Origin of the sequence: Exiguobacterium sp. s142 (genome assembly GCF_018618455.1) — a bacterium.
In the GTDB taxonomy this organism is placed as follows: Bacteria; Bacillota; Bacilli; order Exiguobacteriales; family Exiguobacteriaceae; genus Exiguobacterium; species Exiguobacterium aurantiacum_A.
In genome coordinates, this window is sequence record NZ_JACSMB010000008.1 from 68,643 (window position 1) to 90,675 (window position 22,033).

Annotated in this window: 25 protein-coding genes; 12 read left to right on the top strand and 13 right to left on the bottom strand. The window is 53.4% G+C overall.

Going from position 1 to position 22,033, the window contains the following annotated elements; all coding sequences use genetic code 11:
• Positions 1–6: 6 nt before the first annotated feature.
• Positions 7–1,320 (bottom strand): murein hydrolase activator EnvC family protein, encoded by a 1,314-nt coding sequence (locus tag KNP77_RS09070; RefSeq protein ID WP_214890237.1) that lies wholly within the window; start codon positions 1,318–1,320, stop codon positions 7–9.
• A gap of 294 nt (positions 1,321–1,614) precedes the next feature.
• Positions 1,615–2,133, bottom strand: a complete 519-nt coding sequence (locus KNP77_RS09075) for a VanZ family protein (RefSeq protein WP_214890240.1) — start codon at positions 2,131–2,133, stop codon at positions 1,615–1,617.
• A 159-nt stretch (positions 2,134–2,292) separates the two neighbouring features.
• Between KNP77_RS09075 and KNP77_RS09080 the strand changes: the two genes are divergently transcribed.
• Positions 2,293–2,769: a glutathione peroxidase gene (locus tag KNP77_RS09080; protein WP_131489927.1), complete on the top strand. Its 477-nt coding sequence runs from the start codon at positions 2,293–2,295 to the stop codon at positions 2,767–2,769.
• Positions 2,770–2,813: 44 nt separating this feature from the next.
• On the opposite strand, the gene KNP77_RS09085 is transcribed toward KNP77_RS09080, so the two are convergent.
• Together KNP77_RS09085 and KNP77_RS09090 are read right to left on the bottom strand one after the other, a co-directional pair.
• Complete coding sequence (locus tag KNP77_RS09085) at positions 2,814–3,734, bottom strand: CAP domain-containing protein (protein WP_214890244.1); 921 nt, start codon at positions 3,732–3,734, stop codon at positions 2,814–2,816.
• Between the two features lie 21 nt (positions 3,735–3,755).
• Positions 3,756–4,202, bottom strand: coding sequence for a MarR family winged helix-turn-helix transcriptional regulator (locus KNP77_RS09090; protein WP_070327775.1), 447 nt, complete (start codon positions 4,200–4,202; stop codon positions 3,756–3,758).
• A gap of 117 nt (positions 4,203–4,319) precedes the next feature.
• Here KNP77_RS09090 and KNP77_RS09095 point away from each other — a divergent pair, with 117 nt between their 5' ends.
• From KNP77_RS09095 to KNP77_RS09105, 3 genes are all read left to right on the top strand, one after another.
• The gene (locus KNP77_RS09095; RefSeq protein WP_083273990.1) at positions 4,320–4,733 is read left to right on the top strand and encodes an organic hydroperoxide resistance protein; all 414 of its coding nucleotides are present in this window, start codon (positions 4,320–4,322) and stop codon (positions 4,731–4,733) included.
• Positions 4,734–4,831: 98 nt separating this feature from the next.
• On the top strand, positions 4,832–5,689 hold the full coding sequence (locus tag KNP77_RS09100) for a metallophosphoesterase (RefSeq protein ID WP_131504824.1): 858 nt from the start codon (positions 4,832–4,834) through the stop codon (positions 5,687–5,689).
• A 106-nt stretch (positions 5,690–5,795) separates the two neighbouring features.
• Positions 5,796–6,935 carry a zinc-dependent alcohol dehydrogenase gene (locus tag KNP77_RS09105; RefSeq protein WP_070327777.1) on the top strand — a complete coding sequence of 380 codons (1,140 nt, stop codon included), beginning with the start codon at positions 5,796–5,798 and terminating at the stop codon, positions 6,933–6,935.
• A gap of 41 nt (positions 6,936–6,976) precedes the next feature.
• Here the strand turns inward: KNP77_RS09105 and KNP77_RS09110 are convergent, their stop codons facing one another.
• The 3 genes from KNP77_RS09110 to abc-f form a co-directional block, all read right to left on the bottom strand.
• Complete coding sequence (locus KNP77_RS09110; RefSeq protein ID WP_214890247.1) at positions 6,977–7,879, bottom strand: cation diffusion facilitator family transporter; 903 nt, start codon at positions 7,877–7,879, stop codon at positions 6,977–6,979.
• 117 nt (positions 7,880–7,996) lie between these two features.
• Complete coding sequence (locus tag KNP77_RS09115) at positions 7,997–8,770, bottom strand: hypothetical protein (RefSeq protein ID WP_131489932.1); 774 nt, start codon at positions 8,768–8,770, stop codon at positions 7,997–7,999.
• A gap of 12 nt (positions 8,771–8,782) precedes the next feature.
• Positions 8,783–10,480, bottom strand: a complete 1,698-nt coding sequence (gene abc-f / locus KNP77_RS09120; protein ID WP_214890250.1) for a ribosomal protection-like ABC-F family protein — start codon at positions 10,478–10,480, stop codon at positions 8,783–8,785.
• 366 nt (positions 10,481–10,846) lie between these two features.
• On the opposite strand from abc-f, the gene KNP77_RS09125 reads away from it, so the two are divergent.
• The 4 genes from KNP77_RS09125 (at position 10,847) to KNP77_RS09140 (ending at position 13,576) form a co-directional block, all read left to right on the top strand.
• The gene (locus tag KNP77_RS09125) at positions 10,847–11,758 is read left to right on the top strand and encodes an MBL fold metallo-hydrolase (protein WP_131465567.1); all 912 of its coding nucleotides are present in this window, start codon (positions 10,847–10,849) and stop codon (positions 11,756–11,758) included.
• A gap of 63 nt (positions 11,759–11,821) precedes the next feature.
• Positions 11,822–12,655 carry an aldo/keto reductase gene (locus KNP77_RS09130; protein WP_131457518.1) on the top strand — a complete coding sequence of 278 codons (834 nt, stop codon included), beginning with the start codon at positions 11,822–11,824 and terminating at the stop codon, positions 12,653–12,655.
• Positions 12,656–12,668: 13 nt separating this feature from the next.
• The gene (locus tag KNP77_RS09135) at positions 12,669–13,283 is read left to right on the top strand and encodes a PH domain-containing protein (RefSeq protein WP_131457520.1); all 615 of its coding nucleotides are present in this window, start codon (positions 12,669–12,671) and stop codon (positions 13,281–13,283) included.
• A 14-nt stretch (positions 13,284–13,297) separates the two neighbouring features.
• Complete coding sequence (locus KNP77_RS09140; RefSeq protein ID WP_131457522.1) at positions 13,298–13,576, top strand: hypothetical protein; 279 nt, start codon at positions 13,298–13,300, stop codon at positions 13,574–13,576.
• A 42-nt stretch (positions 13,577–13,618) separates the two neighbouring features.
• Here the strand turns inward: KNP77_RS09140 and KNP77_RS09145 are convergent, their stop codons facing one another.
• Positions 13,619–14,143: a DUF1836 domain-containing protein gene (locus KNP77_RS09145; protein WP_214890253.1), complete on the bottom strand. Its 525-nt coding sequence runs from the start codon at positions 14,141–14,143 to the stop codon at positions 13,619–13,621.
• 125 nt (positions 14,144–14,268) lie between these two features.
• On the opposite strand from KNP77_RS09145, the gene trhA reads away from it, so the two are divergent.
• Both trhA and KNP77_RS09155 read left to right on the top strand, forming a co-directional pair.
• A complete protein-coding gene (gene trhA, locus KNP77_RS09150; RefSeq protein WP_070327786.1) occupies positions 14,269–14,913 on the top strand; it encodes a PAQR family membrane homeostasis protein TrhA in 645 nt (214 codons plus the stop codon).
• Between the two features lie 86 nt (positions 14,914–14,999).
• Positions 15,000–15,695 (top strand): DsbA family oxidoreductase, encoded by a 696-nt coding sequence (locus KNP77_RS09155; protein ID WP_214890255.1) that lies wholly within the window; start codon positions 15,000–15,002, stop codon positions 15,693–15,695.
• Between the two features lie 62 nt (positions 15,696–15,757).
• On the opposite strand, the gene relB is transcribed toward KNP77_RS09155, so the two are convergent.
• Positions 15,758–15,979 carry a type II toxin-antitoxin system RelB family antitoxin gene (relB, locus tag KNP77_RS09160; protein ID WP_131504827.1) on the bottom strand — a complete coding sequence of 74 codons (222 nt, stop codon included), beginning with the start codon at positions 15,977–15,979 and terminating at the stop codon, positions 15,758–15,760.
• A gap of 172 nt (positions 15,980–16,151) precedes the next feature.
• Between relB and KNP77_RS09165 the strand changes: the two genes are divergently transcribed.
• Positions 16,152–17,369 carry an MFS transporter gene (locus tag KNP77_RS09165; protein ID WP_131465575.1) on the top strand — a complete coding sequence of 406 codons (1,218 nt, stop codon included), beginning with the start codon at positions 16,152–16,154 and terminating at the stop codon, positions 17,367–17,369.
• 25 nt (positions 17,370–17,394) lie between these two features.
• Here KNP77_RS09165 and KNP77_RS09170 read toward each other — a convergent pair whose 3' ends face one another.
• From KNP77_RS09170 to KNP77_RS09185, 4 genes are all read right to left on the bottom strand, one after another.
• Positions 17,395–18,489 (bottom strand): MBL fold metallo-hydrolase, encoded by a 1,095-nt coding sequence (locus tag KNP77_RS09170; RefSeq protein WP_251139009.1) that lies wholly within the window; start codon positions 18,487–18,489, stop codon positions 17,395–17,397.
• 90 nt (positions 18,490–18,579) lie between these two features.
• The gene (locus KNP77_RS09175; protein ID WP_131465577.1) at positions 18,580–19,167 is read right to left on the bottom strand and encodes an SCO family protein; all 588 of its coding nucleotides are present in this window, start codon (positions 19,165–19,167) and stop codon (positions 18,580–18,582) included.
• Between the two features lie 4 nt (positions 19,168–19,171).
• Positions 19,172–19,591: a disulfide oxidoreductase gene (locus KNP77_RS09180; protein WP_214890259.1), complete on the bottom strand. Its 420-nt coding sequence runs from the start codon at positions 19,589–19,591 to the stop codon at positions 19,172–19,174.
• A complete protein-coding gene (locus tag KNP77_RS09185) occupies positions 19,588–20,259 on the bottom strand; it encodes a DsbA family protein (protein WP_214890262.1) in 672 nt (223 codons plus the stop codon). The genes KNP77_RS09180 and KNP77_RS09185 overlap by 4 nt, the downstream gene beginning before the upstream one ends.
• A gap of 153 nt (positions 20,260–20,412) precedes the next feature.
• Between KNP77_RS09185 and KNP77_RS09190 the strand changes: the two genes are divergently transcribed.
• Positions 20,413–22,008, top strand: a complete 1,596-nt coding sequence (locus KNP77_RS09190) for a diguanylate cyclase domain-containing protein (protein WP_214890272.1) — start codon at positions 20,413–20,415, stop codon at positions 22,006–22,008.
• Positions 22,009–22,033: the final 25 nt, after the last annotated feature.

Here is a 22,033-nt window from a genome sequence, read left to right on the forward strand (position 1 = left end):
ATACGTTTAGAAGAATGAAGCTGGGTTGACCGTGCTACCCGCGCTCGAAGACGAGTACGAGTAACCGCCACGGTGAATCTCGAAGTGCAAGTGCGAACCAGTCGAGTTACCTGTGCTACCCATGCCGCCGATGTTCTGACCTTGCGAGACACGTTGGCCAGCCGATACCGACACCGAGCTCAAGTGAGCGTAGACCGTCGTCCAAACTTGTCCGTTCAAGACGTGCGTGATGATGATGTGGTTCCCGTAGGCGCCGCCCCATCCTGCCGTCGTGACCGTACCTGTTTGCGCTGCATAGATCGGTGTGCCGACCGGTGCCGCGATATCAAGACCGTTGTGGAACGTATAACCGTTCACACCACTTGCAGGTCCAAAAGGTTGTGTAAGACGACCGCTAGCAGGACGTTGGAACATGCCGCCGCTTGCCGGTGCCGCCGCTACAGGCGTTGCCGCTGACGCGCTCGGCTTGCTTGACGAACCTTGTTGCTTTTGTTGTTTCGCTGCTGCTGCAGCTGCCGCCGCTTCCGCCGCTGCTTTACGTTTCGCTTCTTCAGCCGCACGACGTTGTGCTTCGATTTCTGCCTTGATTGAAGCTTCTTGTGCTTGGAGCGTTGATTCCATTTCTTTCAAACTCATCAATTTCGATTCGAACTTGATTTTTTCAGCGTTGAGCTTCTTGACTTTAGCCGCCCGCTCTTTCATTTTCTTGTCGAGCGCTGCTTTACGTGCTTCAAGTTCTTGCTTTTGTTTAACGAGAGCGTCGCGCTCGGCTTTCAATTCAGCCTGTGCTGTCGCAAGCTTTTCTTTCGTCGCTTGGTACTCTTCAAAAATTTGCTTGTCGTTCTCTTGAATCGTACCTGCTGTGATCATACGAGTAAGCAAGTCACCGAAGTCTTTTGATCCGAAGATGAACTCGGCCCAGTCGATCGACCCGCCGCCGTTCTTTTGCATCGTTGCCATGCGCTCTTTCATAAGTTCTTCTTGTGCTTTCATTTTTGCTTCATACTGCTTGATTTGTTTTTCAAGCACGGCAATTTTTTCTTGCGTAGCACGAATCTCAGCTTTCTTTTGTGCGACGTCGTTGATGACGTCTTGGAGTTCAGCGTCTAGCTTATTGATTTCTTGCTGCTCTTTGCTGATCGCTTGTTCGCGTGATTGGATCGAAGAGTTCGCTTTGCTCTGCTCAGTGCTATTCTTTTGTTGCTGCTGTTGGACCTTTTTTTGCTTGTCTGTAAGTGACGCTGCAAAACCAGGTGTCGTGCCGCTGATTAGAAGAGCGCCTAAAGTGACGGTTGCTGCAAGTTTCTTCAAGTTAATCAATGTGCTTACCTCCGCTGAGTCGTGTGAATTTCTATAGAATAATAGATGAATGAGTTCTGTATAGTTTTGCGAGAATCCGTCTCGCCCTGTGACTCATTATAGCAATCTAAACCTAAAGTTATTTTACACTTATATTTCATTCGCGTTACATTGACCTGATTTAGGTTTTATCCTCGATAAAACGTGGGTATTTAACGGGCTCAATCCACAAATTGTCACAAAATATGAATTTAGTAAAAAAGAAAAACGCCTTATGAAAGCGCTTTTCAAATAATAACCTATACTATTTTTTATCTACCTTACCGATACATAACCTCTCCGTTGGTGTTTGTTACGCTTTCTGACGAACAAATAATAGCCACCAAAGAGCAGGACGCCGCAACAAGCGCCGAAGCTGTCTAATACGACGTCTTGAATGAGCGGGGTGCGTTCCGGGGTCAGACTCTGATGAAACTCATCAAAGATGGCGACCGTGTTCGCGAGCGCCCACGCGAACAACAACACGAGCCACGCGTTCAGTCTCGTCCGCGACACGGCTTTGACGAACAACGCACCTAAGACGAAGAAGACCGTGAAGTGTGCCGCTTTCCGAATTAAAAATTCGATCAAGCCGACGCTTCCTTTGTCTTCGAGCGAGACCGGGCTGCCGGCATAGTCGAAGTCGACGTTCGAGAGGGCTGGTTCGGCCCACGTCCAATCGAAGCGTTCGAGCGGCGAGACGATGCTTTGGTCAGAGTACGGCGTCGCACTCGAGACGAACAAGCCGATCAGGATCAATGCGATCCAAATAAATTCATTTTTCAATATGTACATAACACCTTTCCTCTCTACAACGATTCATTATACGGGTTCCGTTTGATTTCATTGTAACAGCGACCTCATCGTTTCGTGACAATTTGATTGCGGACAACCGGTTCAAAGTCGTTCGCAATCGAACGGCTTGCTATAATGAACATAAAAAGGGGGAATCAGATGATGATCTATCAGTACGAAGCAGCCGACATGAGCGGCAAGCTGCAGCCTTTATCCAAATACGAGGGGGACGTCCTCTTGATCGTCAACACGGCGAGCAAGTGCGGCTTCACACCTCAATTAGACGGCCTTGAAAAGCTATTTGAGCGCTATCAAGGTCAAGGTTTCCATATTCTTGGCTTCCCGTGCAACCAGTTCGGCAACCAAGACCCGGGCTCGAACGAAGAGATCAGCGAGTTCTGTCAATTGAACTACGGCGTGACGTTCCCGATGTTCTCGAAAGTCGACGTCAACGGCAAAGACGCCCACCCGCTCTTCCAATACTTATCGAAAGAAGCACCTGGCCTGCTCGGCTCGAAAGCGATCAAGTGGAACTTCACGAAGTTCCTCGTCGACCGGAAAGGCAACGTCATCGAACGGTTCTCACCGCAGACGACACCGGACGAGATCGAGCGAGCTTTGAAACGCCTGCTCTGACCGCTAAAAAAGGATGGTCCGCCCCTCTAGGGTAGACCATCCTTTTATCGTGGTGTGATGAAGTTAATCGTATAGAACGGGCTGTTGTCTTCATTATAGACAAGGCCGACTGAGGCGTGCGTGAAGTCCCGCTTCAAGATGTTCTCGCGGTGACCGAGCGAGTTCATCAGCCCCCAGTGAGCGTGAAAGACGCTCATCTGTCCCATCGCCAAGTTCTCCCCGGCGAGCGAGTAGGCAAGTCCGGCCTCATTCATCCGTTCGAACGGGTCGCGTCCTTCGGGGTCGGTGTGGCTGAAGAAGTTGTTCACCGCCATGTTCTCACTATGCGCCCGGACGACCGGGAGCAGCGGCTCATAGTCAGCGAGCGCGGATAACCCAAACTTTTGACGGTCCCAGTTCATGAGCATGCGCATGAGCGTCTCGTTGGATACGATGCTCTCGGCCGAGACGTCTCCATAATAACCGTCGCTCGACTCCTCGACGCTCCGTTCAACGGAAAGGATGCCTTTCAGCTTGTCTTCGTCATGTTGGTCAAAGAACATCGTGACGTAATTGCCGTTCATCGCATAGACCGAGAACGAAGGATCGTCCGGGATCAAGTAACGTTTCAACCCTTTATCGTAAGACTTCACTTCGTCGAAGCCGATGTTCTCGACTTGTTGTCGTGTCGTCTGGTCAAGGACGAGCCCTTCGAACGTACTGCCCGACTCGAATTGGTATTGCCCTTTTTTGGCACCATCCTCATCGACGAGCTCAAGCGTTCGGTCGCCATTTTTCTCGAGCAAATACCAGTCGTGGCCGACATATTGGCTCGCGAACTTTGGAGCGTCGGTCGCGACGCGCTCTTCCACCACTTCCGTCGACTTCACCTGGACGCTCGTCGGCGCTGATACGTTCGGCACCTCATAGTTCCAAGCCGTATATAGACCAATCCCAATCAATAGAATAAACAGTTTACGAAACATATCGTCTCCTTTCGTGAGAACCTAGCCCTGTCGCTCACCGAATTCACGCAGACGCGATTTGATATCGATGAGCATCTCCATATAAGCGAAATAAGTCGCTTCGTCTATATTTAGCATACCACTCACTTTGACCGGCACGTCCTCGGCCTGCTCACGAAGTGCGCTGCCCGATGCAGTGAGCGACACCAACACCCGGCGCTCATCATCGGTCGCCCGGATTTTCTCCACGTACCCGAGTTGGGTCAATCGTTTGATGAGCGGTGACAGCGTGCCCGAATCAAGCGTCAACCGTTCCCCGAGCTGTTTCAAATCGATGTGATCTTCTTCCCATAAAACGAGCATGACCAAATACTGGCTGTATGTGAGTTTGAGCGGCTCTAAGATCGGCCGATACAAACGTGTCAATTCTTTTGAGGCGGTGTAGAGCTGAAAGCAAATCTGATGCTCTAATGTTAACGAACTTTTCATATAAATTCCTCCGGCTAAAGTCTTAGGTCAAGCATATCACTTGAATATCTGTTTGACTGCCCTATAATTAAATTGTGCACAACTTAATTGTTAAAAACGAAACGGAGGAATTAAATTATGAAACCATTATTCACAGCTTCAGCAACAGCTCTTGGTGGCCGCGAAGGTCGCGTCACATCTACGGACGGCGTCATCGACTTGAGCGTCGCAATGCCAGGATCGAAACAAGCAGAAGAGTCGACGAACCCTGAGCAATTGTTCGCAGCCGGATACGCAGCTTGCTTCGGCAGCGCGTTGAACCTCGTCATCGGTAAAGAGCGCGTCAAGACAGATGGCACGAGCGTCACTGGCCACGTCACACTCAACCAGAACGACGAAGGTTTCTTCATCTCGGTCGAGCTCGAAGTCGAAATCAAAGGTGTCGACCAAGCAACTGCTGAGCGTCTCGTCGAAGCAGCGCACCAAGTGTGCCCGTATTCGAAAGCGACACGCGGCAACGTCGACGTCAAATTGACGACAAACGTCGCCTAATCCCCTGCCCACTCAAATATGAGTGGGCTTTTTTTTGCGTCCACACCTATTAACAGAGTAGAATGAAAAGACAAACATCCGACCGAGGAGGCGACACGATGCTAAAAGGAAAACGAAAGTACATCACGTTCGGCATCGTGGTCGTCTTTCTGTTCGCCGCCCTTTACAACGGGCTGACGATTAGAGAGTACGAGCTGACGACCGATAAGCTCGAAACTGGTCAATCGTTACGCGTCATCCTCCTCTCGGATTTGCACGGCTATTCGTATGGTGAAGACCAAAAAAATCTGATTGAAAAAGTTCGTGAACAGCAACCTGATCTGATCGCGCTTCCCGGTGATTTGCTCGATCGATACCGCTCGCCAGACGCCGCTTTCGAACTGATCGAAGGGCTACAAGGAATCGCCCCGATGTATTTCGTCACCGGCAACCATGAAATTGATGAATCAAGTGATTTCGTCCGGCACGACGTCAAAGACGTGTTTCGTTCGTTTGGTGTGATCGTGCTCGAGAACGAAGCCGAGGCCGTGACGGTCAACGGAGTCGAACTCATCATCGGCGGCGTCGAGGACCCGCTTCGCACGTACGCCGAAAACATATACGGGAACTGGGAGCAAGACGTCTTGACCGCACTTGACGACGTCGAAACGGACGACACGTTCAGCCTGCTCTTGTCCCACCGGGCGGAACAAGTCGAGACGTACGCCGAGCTTCCGTTCGACCTCGTCTTGTCGGGCCACGCCCATGGCGGCCAGGTCCGTATCCCTTATCTGTTGAACGGGCTTTACGCGCCTGACCAAGGCTTCTTCCCAAAATATGCGGGCGGCCTGTATGAACACGATTCGTTCACCCATATCATCGGCCGCGGCTTCAACTACACAGTCAGCGTACCGCGTATCTTCAATCCACCCGAGATCGTCGTCATCGACATCGCGGGCACTGGGACTCCTTTGTGAGTCCTTTTTTCTATTCCCGTTCGCGGGTAGATTCATGCTCGCACCATACGGGTACAGTAACCATGTCGTCGTTCACCTGTCTTTCAAAAAAGGAGGTAACCAACGTATGCGTGCTGTTACTTATCAAGGGACGAAAAACATCGAAGTGAAAGATGTGTCGGACCCGGAAATCGAGAACCGAGAAGAGATCATTGTCAAGATCACGTCGACGGCCATCTGTGGGTCTGACCTTCACATTTACCAAGGCAACATGCCGGCTCGGCACGGGTTTATCATCGGACACGAACCGATGGGCATCGTCGAAGACATCGGACCAGACGTGACGAAAGTGAAAAAAGGCGATCGCGTCGTCTTACCGTTCAACGTCTCTTGCGGCCATTGCTTCTATTGTGAGAATGAAATGGAGAGCCAGTGTGACAACTCGAACCACGCCCCGCACACAGATGCGGGCGGACTGTTCGGTTACACTGAACAGTTCGGGAACCACCCGGGTGGTCAGGCCGAATACTTGAAAGTACCGTATGGTAACTTCATGCCGCTCGTCATCCCAGAGTCGTGCGAGCTCGAGGATGAGGCACTGTTGTTCCTCTCCGACGTCATCCCGACCGCATGGTGGAGCTTGGACAACGCTGGGATGAAGGCCGGTGACACGGTCGTCGTTCTCGGGTCGGGCCCTGTCGGCTTGATGACACAAAAACTCGCCTGGGTGCGTGGCGCAAAACGCGTCATCGCTGTCGACCCGGAGATCTATCGATTGAACCGAGCCAAACTCTCAAACAACGTCGAAACCGTTTTGTTGAAAGACCCGGTCGAGACCGGCAAATACATCCGGGAAATCACGGGTGGTGGCGCCGATATCGTCGTCGACTGTGTCGGTATCGACGGGAAGAAAACCCCGATCGAGAAAGTCGAGCAAAAGCTGATGATCCAAGGCGGAACGCTCAGCGCCATCAAAGTCGCCAAAGAAGCCGTTCGCAAGTTCGGTACGGTCCAATTGACCGGTGTCTACCCGATGAACTATAACCAGTTTCCGATGGGTGACTTCTTCACGCGCAACGTCACGCTTAAAACTGGTCAAGCTCCGGTCATCCACTACATGCCTGAGTTGTTCCAGATGATCGTCGACAAGAAGTTCGACCCGACCGACATCATCACCCACCGCCTGCCGCTCGAACAAGCCGCGGACGCCTACAAGATGTTCAACGACCATCTCGACGACTGCGTCAAAGTCGTCCTGAAACCATAACAAAAGCGGTCCCCGACTCTTGTCAGGGACCGCTCGTGCGTTTACCAGATCGTTCGTTCCTCGCAGTGTGCCGTCTCTCGTTCGATTTGAACGGTCGAACGACCGAACGACCCGTACTGCTTCATCCGCTCCGTCACATCGTGCAGCACGCGTTGATCATCTGTCGCTTCATCGATCAACACATGGCACGTGACGGCGTACTCCTCAGACGTGATCGACCAAACGTGGAGGTCATGCACTTCTTTGACGCCTTCGACGGTCGCAAGGTCACGCTGCATCGCCACGACGTCAACTTTGTCAGGCGCCCCTTCCATCAAAATATGGACGGCGTCCCGAGTCACGCGGTACCCGCTCACCAAGATGAGGAGCGCGACGAACATACTGGCGATCGGATCAGCGAGCGTCCACCCGAACATTAGAATGAGCAGCGCCGCCGTGATGGCCCCGACCGATCCGAGCAAGTCTCCGAACACGTGCAGGAGCGCGCTCCGGACGTTCAAGTTGTCCCGCTCGCCACGCATCAAGATCCACGCCGCGAGCACGTTGACGAGCAACCCGATGACGGCGATGGCGAGCATGCCGCCGCTTAAAATCTCTGGTGGCACGAACAAGCGCTTATACGCCTCGATGATGATATAACCTGAGATGACAAGGAGCGTCAATCCGTTGACGAACGCCGCCAAAATCTCAAAGCGGCGGTACCCGAACGTCTGGTTCGGTGTCGCCTTCCGGGCGCCGAACCGGACCGCCAAGAAACTGAGCCCGAGCGCTGCCGCGTCGCCGAGCATGTGCCCCGCATCCGATAAGAGCGCGAGACTGTTCGTCCACAGACCGCCGATGACTTCGACGACCATGAACGTGACGATCAACAGAAATGCTAGCAATAAAGCTCGTTGATTCGTTGTGTGGTGGTGGCCTTCGTGGCCATGATCATGTTGTTCCATGCGTCATCGCTCCTCTCTCCCTTCATTATATCCCTTTTCTCCCCATCATTCAAACGTTCGTTTGAATGAATTCAAAAAAAGAAGCGCCGACAGGATGCACCCTCTCGACGCCAGCATTTACTTTTGTTCAATTCGGACCCGCATGACCCCGTTATACGGGAACAGCTTCAATTGAAGCGTCTCCCCGTCATACCAACTGCCCGCGCTTTGGGCGCTCGCCGCCTCAAGTTCAGGCGTCACGGCCGTCTGACGGTCCCAATCGATCGCTTTCACTCGTTGGTCACGTACCATTAAAAAGAAGCCATTGTAGAAGTGGTACTCGTTCACTTGGTCGCGCTGGACGGACGCCGGTGCCCCGAGTGTCGATCGGACCGTCGCCACGTCTTGTCCGAGCCAGTCCAAAGCAGACGCTGAAGCCGTCGGCACGACCGTTTGCCACGCCTGTTCCACTTCATCGTCCGAGACGCTAGTCGCTTCCTCGGTCACGCGCTCTTCCGTCACCCATCCGGTCGTCCGGTCGTTCAACTGAAGTTTGACGAATCCACTGACGGCTTCGAGCCGTTCGAACCGGTCTCCAAGATCCGCCTCATATAGAACGGTCACACGATCATCAGCATACACTTTCGTGTACGGCGTCGCGATGTAGACGACGTCCTCACTCGGCTCTTCTTCAGTCGCTTCCTCTTCAGGTTCCGCCTCTGTCCCGCTATCGACTTCTTCCGTCGAGATGTTGTCCGACTCAGGCAGTGCCGTCTGCTTTTGCGAATCGATGTACGCCGCGAACGCGATGACACCGATCAATGAAGCGATCAACAAGACCGCCGTCGCTAACCGTAACAACCGTTTTCGTTTCCTTGACGCGGCCCGTGATGACCGAACTTCTTCCTTCATTATTCTCCACTCCTACTCGTTTCGTCTCATCTGTTCCGATTCGTCAAACGGCTTCACGTTTCCTGCCTCGTCAACAAATTTTTGTTCGTCATTCGTCAGCGCCTCGAGCGTCTGAATCGTCGCTTCGACGTCGATGGGGGGCGTGTCTTGTCCGGCTTCTAAAATTCGCACCGTCTCGCCGAGCTCGATCGTCCGGTCCGTCAGCTGATGGAACGTCCGGTCGTGCGAGATGAGGATGAGACCGCCCCGGTAGATCGATAAGGCCGCCTCGATTTGTTCGCGTGTCGCGACGTCTAAATAGTTCGTCGGTTCATCAAGCGCGAGCATGTCTGCGTCTGAGAAATAAAGGATGAGGAATGCGATCCGACACTTCTCGCCCATGCTCGCCTCACGCATCGGTTTATAGACGTCGTCACGACGGAACAAGAAATGGGCCAGGAGCGTCCGCGCTTCCGTCTCCGGAATGTCGCTCGCGGATAATAGTGCGTCAAGCAGCGTCCCATCCTCGGGCAACCGCTCGAGCGTCTGTGAGAAGTAGCCGATTTTCAGTTTCGGATGGCGATGCACAACACCCTCGTTTGGCTGAAGCTGCCCTAAAAGCAGCTTCAACAGCGTCGTCTTCCCACTCCCGTTCGGTCCGACGATCGACAAGCGGTCTCCTCGATTGAACGTGAACGAAAGATGCTCGAACAACGGCTCGTCATACCCGAACACGACGTTCTCGACCGTGATCCACGTCTTCGCCTCAAGCGGTTCCGCTTCGAAGCGGACCGAAACGCGCCCCGCGTCTTTCGGTTTGTTGGGACGCCCTTGTTCGAGCTGATCGAGTTTTCGTTGCCTTGCTTTCATCTTGACGGCAAGGTTCGCCGCCCCTTTCTGAGCACCAGGACTGCGGACGCTCGCCGTCGCTTTCGCCTTCAAGTGCCAGCCTTTGTACTGGACGATCATATCGAGCAGTTCCGACTTGCGCGCCACATAGCGCGCGTGGGCCCGCTCGTCACGCACCCGTTCCTCGGCTTTTTGCTGCTTATAGGCGCTATAGTTGCCCGGATAGCGGACGACCTCGCCGTCACTCAGTTCAAGGATGACCGTTGCGACGTCATCGATGAACTGGCGGTCGTGTGAGATGGCGAGCACCGTGCCCGGAAACTCACGCACCCAGCGCGTCAGCCAGTCGATCGAGTCGACGTCGAGATGATTCGTCGGCTCGTCGAGCAAGACGACGTCGACGTGACGCATCATGAGCCGGGCCAATTGTGCCCGCGTCTGTTCGCCGCCGCTCAAGTCAGAAAGCCATCTTAATCCCATTCCGTCCATGCCGATCCGTTTCAACGCTTGGTTCGCCTCGGCCTCGAGTCCGAAAGCGTCACACGCCATCGCCTCGTCATACACCCCGAGCACGCGCTCCGTGTCGCCCGATGTGACTTCTTCGTATAAGCGGAACCGTTCGTCGTCACCTTTCATGACGTACGCGAGCGTCGTCCCATCCCCAACAAACACGGTCTGTTCGACGACACCGACTTTCCCTGCTACTTCGATTCGACCGGCCTGAGGGCTCAGTTCACCGACGAGCAATTTGAACAACGTCGTCTTCCCTGACCCGTTTTGGCCGAACAAGACGGCCCGTTCGCCTGTTGCCACATCGAACGAGACGCTGTCAAATAGCGGTTGCTGGTTGTAGTCGAACCGGACTTGATTTACAGATAACATAATTGTCTCACCTCGCTTATTAGTCCGCTACGCGATGAAACAAAAAACACCATTCGCTAGAAAGCGATGGTGTGAAGATCTCCGGTCAAGCGAAAAAAAAGGGTCACCCCGCAGCTTGAGATTGGACACACTTCACCCGTGACTGTTCGTGCGAACAGTGATGATTCGTTTCATCAGTTGAGTGAGTGTGACTTTTTCATAGCACGCGGTACCTTCCTTTCCTAATCTACTGCCACCTTACCAAAATGTAAGCGGATTCGCAACCGGCAAACCCACAATCTCCCATCGTTTCTACGCCTATGGGCGGATGCATGTCTTAGTCGTCAGCGTTAAGATGAAACTATCCTATATAACGAGGTGACTCACATGAAATTACGCAACTTACTCGTCCCGAGCGCTGTCTTGGCAAGCGTCGGCACGTTCTTTTATACACGACTGAAACAGCGGTTACCGCGTCCTGACTTTAAAGAGGCGCCGATCAAACCGGACTTGTCCATTTTCGACGAGACGAGCGTGAGCGCCACGTGGATCGGCCACTCGACCGTGCTCATCCATTGGTACGGCCTCAAAATTTTGACCGACCCGGTATTCTCAAAACGGATCGGTGTCCACGTCGGTCCCGTCACGTTCGGCATGAAACGGCATACCGCTCCTGCCCTCTCGATCGAAGAGATCGGTCACGTCGACGTCATCTTGCTCAGCCACGCCCATATGGACCACTTCGACCATAAAAGTTTGAAGCGGCTCATCACCCGTGACACGGTCGTCATCTCGGCACCGGGGACGAGCAAACTGTTGCGTCACTATCCGAGCCTACAGACGCTCGAGATGCATCCGCACGACAAGTTGACACTCGCGAACGGACTTAACGTCCAAGCGATCCCGGTCGCGCATTGGGGCAACCGCTTCCCGTGGGACAAACATATGGGCTATAACGGCTACGTCTTGAAATATAAAGGCGTCCGTATGCTGTTCGCCGGCGACACGGCGTACACCGAAGCGTTCAACGGGCTCGCGAACAAAGAACCGATCGACCTCGCCTTCTTCCCGATCGGTGCGTATCAACCGGACTCGTTCCAGGAAGCGCACTGCACCCCGGAGCAAGCGTGGACGATGTTCAAACAGAGCGGAGCGAAACGGTTCTTCCCGATGCACTGGGACACGTTCGTCTTATCATACGAGCCGGTCGAGGAGCCGTATGACCGCCTCGTCGCCGCGGCCAAACTCGAACGCGATCAAATCGTGATTAAGGCGCACGGAGAAAGCATTCGGCTGTAGGTTTCGCTTTCACTTTGTCGTGATTTTCGGTAACGTTAGATGTGAGAGGGAGGGAATCAAATTATGGAATGGACAACACTCAATAATGATGTGAAACTGCCGATGCTCGGTCTCGGCGTGTACAAAGTTGAAGACGGGACGGTCACGGTCGACACGGTCAAGGCGGCACTCGACGCCGGCTACCGGTTGATCGACACGGCCGCCATCTATCAGAACGAAGAGAGCGTCGGGCAGGCGATCCGCGAGTCGAGCGTCCCGCGCGAAGACATCTTCGTAACGACGAAGCTGTGGAACGAGTTTCACGGCTACGACGAGGCGCTCCAGGCGTTTCAAGACAGCCTCGACCGACTCGGTCTCGATTATGTCGACTTGTTCTTGATCCATTGGCCGATGCCGCGCTTCGGTAAGTTCGTCGAGACGTACAAAGCGCTCGAGCAATTGTATGAGGAAGGCAAAGTACGGGCCATCGGCGTCTCGAACTTCGAGATTCAACACCTCGAACAGATCATCCAATCGTGTGCGATCGTACCGGCGGTGAATCAAGTTGAGATCCACCCATACTTGTCCCAAAAAGAATTGATCGCGTACTGCAAGCGCTACGACATCCAGATCCAAGCGTGGAGTCCGCTCATGAAAGGTCGTGAGGCGCTCGAGGATGCGACGATCGTCGACATCGCGAGCAAGTACGGCAAGTCCCCGGCCCAAGTCATCTTGCGCTGGCATCTTCAAAACGGTGTCGCCGTCATCCCGAAATCGGTCACACCGAGTCGGATTCGTGAAAACATACAGGTATTCGACTTCACGTTGACGAAAGAAGACATGGCAGCGATCGACGGACTCAACCGGAACGAGCGGACCGGGTCCGACCCGGTCGAGATGCACAAAATCCACTACTGAGGAGAGACTGTACATGTTCAAAAAACTAGCTTCTGATTTGACAGGCTTTAGCGATATCGGTGAAGTCATCGACCCGAAAGACTTCGACAAGGCCGATGCCGACGATTACGTCTTACATGAGGACAACGAGAAGATTTACTTCTTGATCAAGTCGAAATCGGATGAGTACTGCTTCACGAACCTCGCGATGATCCATCTCGACGGCGCGAGCGCCATCAGTTCGAAGCGCGTCTTGTATCGTTATCCGTACGCGCAACATCCGCTCCAACACGTCATGTTCGAGACGGCCGGCACGGTCGACTTAGACGTTGAGATCAAGTTCACAATCGGCGATAAGCCATACTCGATCGACGTAAACAAAAAGCAAATCGAGCACGTCAAAGACTTGTACAAATCACTCCTCGCCATCGCCGATAAACAGCGTGAAGGCCGGAAGATGCTTGAATTTGCCAACGCGTCGCTCACGCATTCCGTGTCAGTTCTGAGCGGCCTCCGTCAAGGGGACATGAACGTCGCGACGACGTTCAAAGACTTGTCGCAACAATCGTTCGACTGGCTCCAAGGCCACTATCACGAATGGAACCGGAAAGATTTCGGTGACGTGTTCGAGAAGTACATCAATAATTAACTTGGTGGTGACGTATGGACTACATGTGGTTGTTGATTGCGTTTTTCTTGTTCATGCTCGTGATTTTGACTGTATTCATCAGTAGTGTGCTCAACGCCTTGCTCAGGAACCTCCACCCGTTAGTTCATATCACCGTCATTTTGTTTTTGTCGTTCACGTATGAGCGTCTAATGTTAGATTATAATCTCTTATGGACGCTTTTCATTCTTGTGACCATCAGTTATTTAGCACCACTTCTCGTCGTGAAAATGTACAACAAAGGTGAGCGCTTCGAACGCGAACATCTAAAATGACAAAATGTCCCCTAGACTACAAACGGAGTCTAGGGGACATTTTTATTTACTTTCGTCGATCAACCGTTCGGCGAGCCGTTGGTACAAGTGGCTCATATGCACGGCCGAGGCAATGGCGAGCGACTGTTGGATTTCACTCGCTTCAGTCGCTTTCACGTTCGCGAGCAGCGTCTCGGCTTGCGTCTCGAACGCCTGCAAGTTTTGTTCTTTCTGAGCCTGATAGGCGTCATAAAAGTCTTCGAGCGAGAACGCCTCGTCCGATTCATTCAGCGGCCGGAGCGTCTCTTTGATGTCGTTGATCGACAACAGCCCTTTCATCTCATAGATCAACCCGAGGAGCATCAAATGCTCGTTCGTGTACTTCTTGTTTTTGACGGGATGGAACAACTTGCCTTTAGCGTAGTTGTTGATCATCGTCTTCGTTAAAATCGTCTCGTCTTCATTACGTTTCATCTTGCCGTAATGCTGCTCGAACAGTTGGATGACTTGGTCCATATATAAGTCGATCGTCGGCAATACCGCTTTCGGGAGCGCGCCTTCCGTCCGTACAATCTCGTTCGGTTTCATCGAATCACCTCACTTTCAGTATACGGACAATCGTCGTTTGTCGAAACAAAAACCTTGTTCTTCTTGCCCATACCGCTTATCATGTAGTTATGGATACTACATGACGTCATAAGGAGTGTTTTTGCATGAATTCGATTTTTCGGGAACCTATTAACGCGCTGACCCATCTCGCCGGAGCGGTACTCGCCTTCATCGCCTTGATCGCGATGACGGTGAAAGCGTCACTGCTCGGCTCACCGCTCGCCATCATGGCGGCGATTTTGTTCGGAATCAGTCTCGTCTTTCTTTACCTGTCGTCTGGCTTGTACCACAGCATCATCGCTTCGCCGAAAGTCATCGCGTTCTTCCGACGAATCGATCATGCGATGATTTACGCCTTGATCGCCGGGACATACGCCCCGCTCACACTGCTCGCGCTCGAAAGCCCGATGCGCTGGGTGCTGTTCGGTATCGTCCACGTCCTCGCCTTGTTCGGCATCATCTTCAAACTTGTCTGGTTCCACGCCCCACGCTTCTTGTCGACTGCTCTCTACATCGGTATGGGCTGGCTGTCGGTCTTCTTCATCGGACCGCTCCATAGCGTGATCGGCAACGGCGGCATCTTTTGGCTCTTGCTCGGAGGCTTCATGTACACGGTCGGCGGTCTCATCTACGGCTTCAAGCCGAAGTTCGTCAACTGGCGCGGTTGGGGCTTCCACGAGGTGTTCCACTTGTTCATCTTGTTCGGCAGCTTCGCCCACTTCGTCTGCGTGTTCTGGTACGTCTTTTAAGTCCTCCTCGTGAGGGCTTTTTTTGTGAGCACATTCATTTACTTCAATTTCAAGACATCCTACACTGACTGTAGGAGGGATTCACTATGAAAATTGAAGTTTGGTCAGATTACGTCTGTCCGTTCTGTTATATCGGCAAGCGCCGTCTAGAAGAAGCACTCGAACAGTTCCCACACGCGGACAACGTCGAAGTGGAGTTTAAGAGCTTCGAACTCGATCCGAACGCCCCGACGACCGATTCACGTTCGATTTATGAAGTGCTCGCGAAGAAATACAGCATGCCGCTCGAGCAGGCGAAAACAACGACGGCCCAAGTCGCCGCTCAAGCTCAATCAGTCGGACTCGACTATGACTTTGACAACATGGTCGTCACCGGCACGCTCGACTCGCACCGGTTGACGCACTATGCGAAGACGGTCGGTAAAGAGAAGGAGCTGTCGGAAGCGCTCCTCAAAGCGTACTTCATCGAGGCGAAACATATCGGCGACCACGACGTCCTCGTCGAGATCGCGACAAGCGTCGGGCTCGATGCTGACGCCGTGAAAGACGTACTCGCTTCAGACGTGTACACGGAAGAGGTTCGTGCTGAAGAAAGACGCGCGAGCGACCTCGGCATCACCGGTGTCCCGTTCTTCGTCTTTGACGGCAAGTATGGCGTCTCAGGCGCCCAGCCGACCGAGGCGTTCACACAAGTGCTCGAGAAGACATGGGCCGAATCGGCACCGACACTTCAAGTGCTCTCGAGCGGTGCGACGTGCACGGATGATAACTGCGATATTTGACTTCAAAAGAACGACAGAGAAGCATTCGTCTGAATACGGACGAATGCTTTTTTAGGTTTAATCTAAGTTTGCAAATCCTTTAGCATGGCCTCGAATGAAATTGCCTCAGAATGTTCTTGATGTGCACTCATTGATTCATGATAAAGCACTATGTCTAATTCATCTTCTATTCGTTCTAGGACAGCTTCCCGAACAAGCATAGAGAGGGTAAGATTTTTTGTTTTCGCATACTCTCTAATGAGAAGTTCGTCTTCCTTATTGAGTCGCACAGATATCGTTCCCATACAATCACCCTCCTTCATACACATTGTATTACGAAATCAGAGTGTTTATATAATCAGTTCGCATGAATTAATGAATGGGAGAAGAAGTCGAATCTCGGCTTCTTTTTTGTGGCTTAATGAATCATTCTCGAGCATAATTATTATTAACTGATAAGAATCGAGGACTTAACATATGTGGAAAAATCGGAACGTCTGGATCATCTTGACCGGGGAGTTCGTCGCCGGCCTCGGGCTTTGGCTCGGTATCATCGGCAACTTGGAGTTCATGCAGGAGAAAGTCCCGTCCGACTTCGTCAAAGCGCTCATCCTCGCAGGCGGCCTACTCGCAGGCGTCGCCATCGGACCGCTCGCCGGTCGTCTCACCGATCAGGGCTCGAAAAAGAAAATCATGCTCATCTCTAGCATCGTCCGGGCGCTGAGCGTTCTCTTCATGTTCGTCGCCATCGAGACGGGAAGCGTGCTTTGGATGGTCGTCTTCCTCGTCTTCTTGCAAGGGTCGGCCGCGTTTTACTTCCCAGCGCTCCAAGCAGCGATCCCGCTCATCGTCAAAGAACGCGAGCTGCTCGCCTTGAACGGGGTCCATATGAACGTCTCCACGCTGTCCCGGGTCATCGGAACGGCCATCGCCGGCATCTTGCTCACGCTCATCTCGCTGCGAGACGTCTACGCGCTCTCGCTCGTCGCCTACTTGCTGCTCGCCGTCGCGACGTGGTTCTTGAACATCGACGAGACGACGACACCGTCCGCCCGAAAAGTCGATACGAAGTCGTCCGGCGGATTCAAGGACGTCTTCCCGATCATCAAGTCGATCCCGGTCATCTTCATGACGCTCGTCATGACGCTCATCCCGCTCCTCTTCATCGGCGGGTTCAACTTGCTCGTCATCAACATTAGCGAGCTGCAAGATTCGACCGCGATCAAAGGCTGGATTTATACGGCGGAAGGGATCGCCTTCATGGTCGGCGCGTTCGTCATCAAACGGATCGGTGAGAAGTTCTCCGTATTCTCAATCTTGTTCACGTTCTCGTTTTTGATCGGGATCGCTCAGCTCATGCTGTACTTCGCCGACATCCCAGTCGTCTCGATCGCAGCGTTCGTCTTGTTCGGCTTCTCGGTCGGTTGTTTCTTCCCGACCGCGGTGACGATTTTCCAGACGCGGATGCCGAAAGACTATCACGGACGCTTCTTCTCGTTCCGGAACATGCTCGACCGCATCGTCTTCCAAGTCGTGTTGCTCGTCACCGGCTTCTTCCTCGACTTGATCGGTCTGCAGCTCATGGTCGTCTTGTTCGGGGTAAGTTCGATCGCGATGACCGCTTCCTTCCTCGTCTATACGCGGAAACACAAGCTTTATATCGAAACGGACGAGACCGAACGGATCTCGTCCTAACAAAACAAGCGCTGACCGAATTCGGTCAGCGCTTGTTCATGTCCTCGATGTCACGCCACCACGTGTTTGTATCGTTGCGTCCGTCGAGCGTGATGCGTTCCCCAATCATCGGAGTAAGTACGTGTTCTTGCGGCAACAACTGCGTCATCTGTTCGGCCGGGTCGTACCAGGCGTGGAATGATAGCGTGAACGCGCCCCAATGGATCGGCAACATCTTATCGGCCCGCACGTCGCGGAACGCCTGAGCCGTCTCTCGTGGCTGCATGTGCACATCCGGCCAACGCTCATCGTATTGCCCGCATTCGAGTGCCGCGAAATCGAACGGTCCGTACTCGTCCCCAATATCTTTAAAGTGAGGACCGTAACCGCCGTCACCGCTAAAGAACAAGCGGTCCGTCTCACCGATGACGACCCATGACGCCCAAAGCGTCGCATTGCGGTCGGTGAGCGATCGACCCGAGAAGTGACGGGCCGGCGCACAGACGAACGTCCACGTCCCGAACTGATACGTGTCGCCCCAATCGCGTTCGACGATGCGTTCGGCCCCGACGCCCCAACGTTTCAAATGGCTGCCGACGCCGAGCGGGACGATGAACATGGCGACTTTGTCTTTGATCGCTTGAATCGTCGCATAGTCCAAATGGTCGTAATGGTCATGCGTCAGCAAGACGACGTCGATTGACGGCAAATCGTCGAGCTCGAACGGCAAGTCCTCGCTGAACCGTTCATTCTTCGCGAACGGGAGCGGTGACGGGCTCCGGCCAAACATCGGATCGACGAGCATCGTCTTGCCGTCCATTTGAACGAGCATCGCTGAATGGCCGAGCCAATAGATGCGGGTGAAGCTCGAGCCGAGTGTCTCGGTTAAGTCGATCGGGACGACCGGCAACCGAACGCTCGGCTTCCGGAGCGAGTCCGGATGCAAAAATTCTTTCGACATCGAGATCATGTCGTCGCTTGAAAACCGCATCGGTGTCTCCAGCTGATTGCGGAACTTGCCGTTGACAAGATTCGGCGACTGGAGCGCTTTTGGCTTGCGTCCGAGCGGCTTATATTGTGTGAGTGCTGTACCCGTCACAGCAGCCAAACCCATCAATGAAACGAGTAGTGTTTTTTTCAAAAATATCCTCTCCTCTATTGCTTATTATACGGCAACATACCGGATTCCCCTGTTTTTGAATACGCAAAAAAGGACGACATCGCGTCGCCCTCAAGATTTCTGTAAAATTTTAATATCGTTGACGATATCCTCGATCGGTACGTCTTGGAACCCTTGGTACGCCTTGACGATTTTTCCGTCTTGATCGACAAGATAGAACCAAGTCGCGTGATCGACTTGCGTGCCTTCGTCGGGCTTGCGGACGAGCGCCTTGAAGTTCTGTTGCGCGAACGCCTCGATCTCATCTTGCGAATAGCCGGTCAAGAACTGCCAGTCGGCTTGCGCCAAGTCATACCCGGACATGAACTGTTTAATCTTATCCGGTGTGTCGACGGTCGGGTCGACGCTGAACGACACGAACTGGACGTCCTCGACGCCTTCTTCGATGAGCGCTTCATTCAGCTTCGTCATGTTGTACGTCATCGGCGGACAAACCGTCTCACAGTTCGTGAACACGAAGTCGGCCATCCACACTTTGCCTTTCAAGTCGTCGAGACTGACCATCTCCTCGTCCTGGTTCATATAGTCGAACGATTCGATCTCCCAGTTGAGCGGGTCTTCGATCTCATTGCCGCAAGCGGCGAGCACAGTGAGTAAACTCATAAGCCCGATCAGCATCCATTTTTTCAAACGTTCCATCCCCTTACTTGTCCGTTTTTATGTTGAGCAATAATACCGTGATGAGTGTGAACGCCGTGAGCGCGAGGAACGGGATCGTCACGAAGCCGAACCAGTTGATGTACTGCACGTTACACGGCACGCCTTCGACACACGGTTTGATGTCGGCAAAACCGGGTACTTTTTGCACGAGATAATGGTAAAGTGAAATCATACCGCCGCCGATTGCTAGCGGCAATACATATTTCTTCACTTGACGATCGTTCGTGAATACAGCCATACCGAGCACGAAGACGAGTGGATACATGAAGATACGTTGGATCCAGCACAGTTCGCACGGGACGAACTCGCGAATCTCACTGAAGTATAAACTGCCGAGCGTCGCCGTGAGCGCGACGAGCCAAGCGAGATACAAGCCGTAGCGGCTCAAGAACGACTGCTTCATGGTGCCCCTTGTTCAATCAATCGTTCGATCGCCTCATAGTCGAACGGGTCTTCTAGCATGACGCCGTTGATCATGATCGACGGCGTGAACTGGACCCCGTATTCTTTGACGAGTCCGTCATCTAGACTCACCTGTTCGAGCACGCTCGAGTTTTCATTCAAGTCGTCTTCGAACTTCGCCATGTCGACCGACGTCGTCTCGCCTGCGATCTGCTTCAACCGCTCGACCGTGACCCACGCCTCGTCGTGCTGCTGGCTCGCCGGTTGCGCGTCATAGAGTGCCTTATGGAAGTCCCAGAACGCATCCGGGTCTTGCTTATAGACCGATTCTGAAGCGAGTGACGCCAAAATCGACTCTTGTCCGTGGAACAAGACGTTGATATAGCTGAAGCTCGCGTCACCCGTATCGATATAGTCCGCCTTTAGCTGCGGATAGATCGTCTCGCCCCATTGTTTACAAGACGGACATTTGTAGTCCCCGAACTCGACGACCGAGACCGGTGCGTCCGCTTCCCCGAGCGTCGGTTGCCCGTCTGTCGGCACGTGCTCGCTCGTAGCCGGCGGCGCTGTCTCTGCCTGCTCGGCCGGTCGGTTCAAGAGAACGACCACGACCGCGATGAGTGCGACCGCGATGAGCGTCCCGACGACCAATGCTTGATTTTGTTTCATTCGTCTCACCTCTATTTTTATCGATTCGTCTTTCATTATAGCGAAAGCGCTATCCGATTCCACGAAATCGACTTGTTTATTACCGACTTTGCTTCAAGTCGTCCATATTTTGACGATGAATAAAGTGGATGTTTATTGTAGGAGGAATACTTCATGAAATCGTTTTCGATGCGCCTCGGGTTAATCTTGGCACTCAGCATTGCCAGTCTCGTCTTTATTCTAACACTCGCCTTAACGTATACGATCAGCGAACGGTCGGCCGCGTCGCTTGAACGAGAGATCGGGGAACGTCTATCGACGACATCGCATCAGCTCGTCGATAAGCTCGACTTTTATATGTGGTCGCGCTATCAGGAAGTCCAATTGCTCCAAGGACTCGACGCCTTGAACGAACCGCGCGAAAGCCGGGCCCTTCTCGATGAGGTCCAAACGAACATTCCTGCTTTCTCGTGGATGGGGGTGACCGATGCATCTGGGACTGTCACCGCCTCGACGGACGGGATTTTAGAAGGGATGTCAATCGCCGAACGTCCGGTCTTCTCGGAAGCGCAACAACAACCGTTCATCGGGGACGTCCACGAGGCCGTTCTCCTCGCTGAAAAACTCCCCAATCCGAGTGGAGAACCTCTCCAATTCGTCGACATCAGCGTCCCAATCGTGCGCGACGGTGAATTTAAAGGCGTCTTGGCGACCCACCTGAGCTGGGAATGGGGAGAAGAAGTGCTCCAGCACTTTAACCGCACGTTGCACCATCACTCGGACTATACCGACATGTTCGTCGTCAGTGGACGTGACAACACCGTGCTGCTCGGTCCCGATCATCTCGTCGGAACAACGCTCCCGACGACGCTCGAAGACGGTTGGCACGTCGAGACATGGGAAGATGGAACGTCATACTTGACCGGTGTCGCTATCGGAGAAGGGTACGACGACTACGCCGGTCTCGGCTGGAGTGTCGTCGTCCGGCAACCGGTCGACGTGGCGTTCGCCCCCGTCACGTCGCTGCAAAACAACATCTTATGGATCGGGCTCGTCGCCTCGATCGTGACCGCCCTGCTCGGTTGGCTGCTCGCCTTGTTCGTGACGCGGCCACTGCAAAAAATCACCGAGACGGCGACGCTCATGAAGCAAGGAAAAGCGAAGACGTTCCCGCATCAATCCGGCATCCATGAGATCGAGTCGCTCGCGTTCGCCCTTGAGTCACTCGTCACGTCGCTGACCAATTCAGAGACCGAACGGGTCCGCTTCGAATCACTCGCTAACCACGATGTATTGACCGGTCTCGCCAACCGGACGGCGCTCCGTCAGTACTTGAATGACGCACAACTGACAACGAACGACTATATCTGCTTCTATATCGACCTTGACGGCTTTAAAGCAGTCAACGATACGTACGGGCACGCGTCAGGCGACGAAGTGCTAGTCGAGATCGCCGACCGGCTGAAGCAACTGCCTCTCGAAGGGCTATACCCGGTCCGATTGAGCGGAGATGAGTTCTTCCTTCTGTTCGAACGAAACAACCGAAGTGACCGCGACGTCCAGCAGATCGGGGAAGATGCCATCGCCGCGTTGTCCGCACCCGTATCGTTTGACGGCGGGACGGCTGCTGTCGGTGTGAGTATCGGTGCTGCGCTCTGGCATTCAAACACGCCGCCGCATCTCACCATCGAACGGGCCGACCAGGCGCTCTACCGCTCGAAAGCGAGCGGCAAGAACCAGATCACGCTCGATGAGACGCTGCTTGCATAAGAAAGGTCCATGTCACTTGCGACAT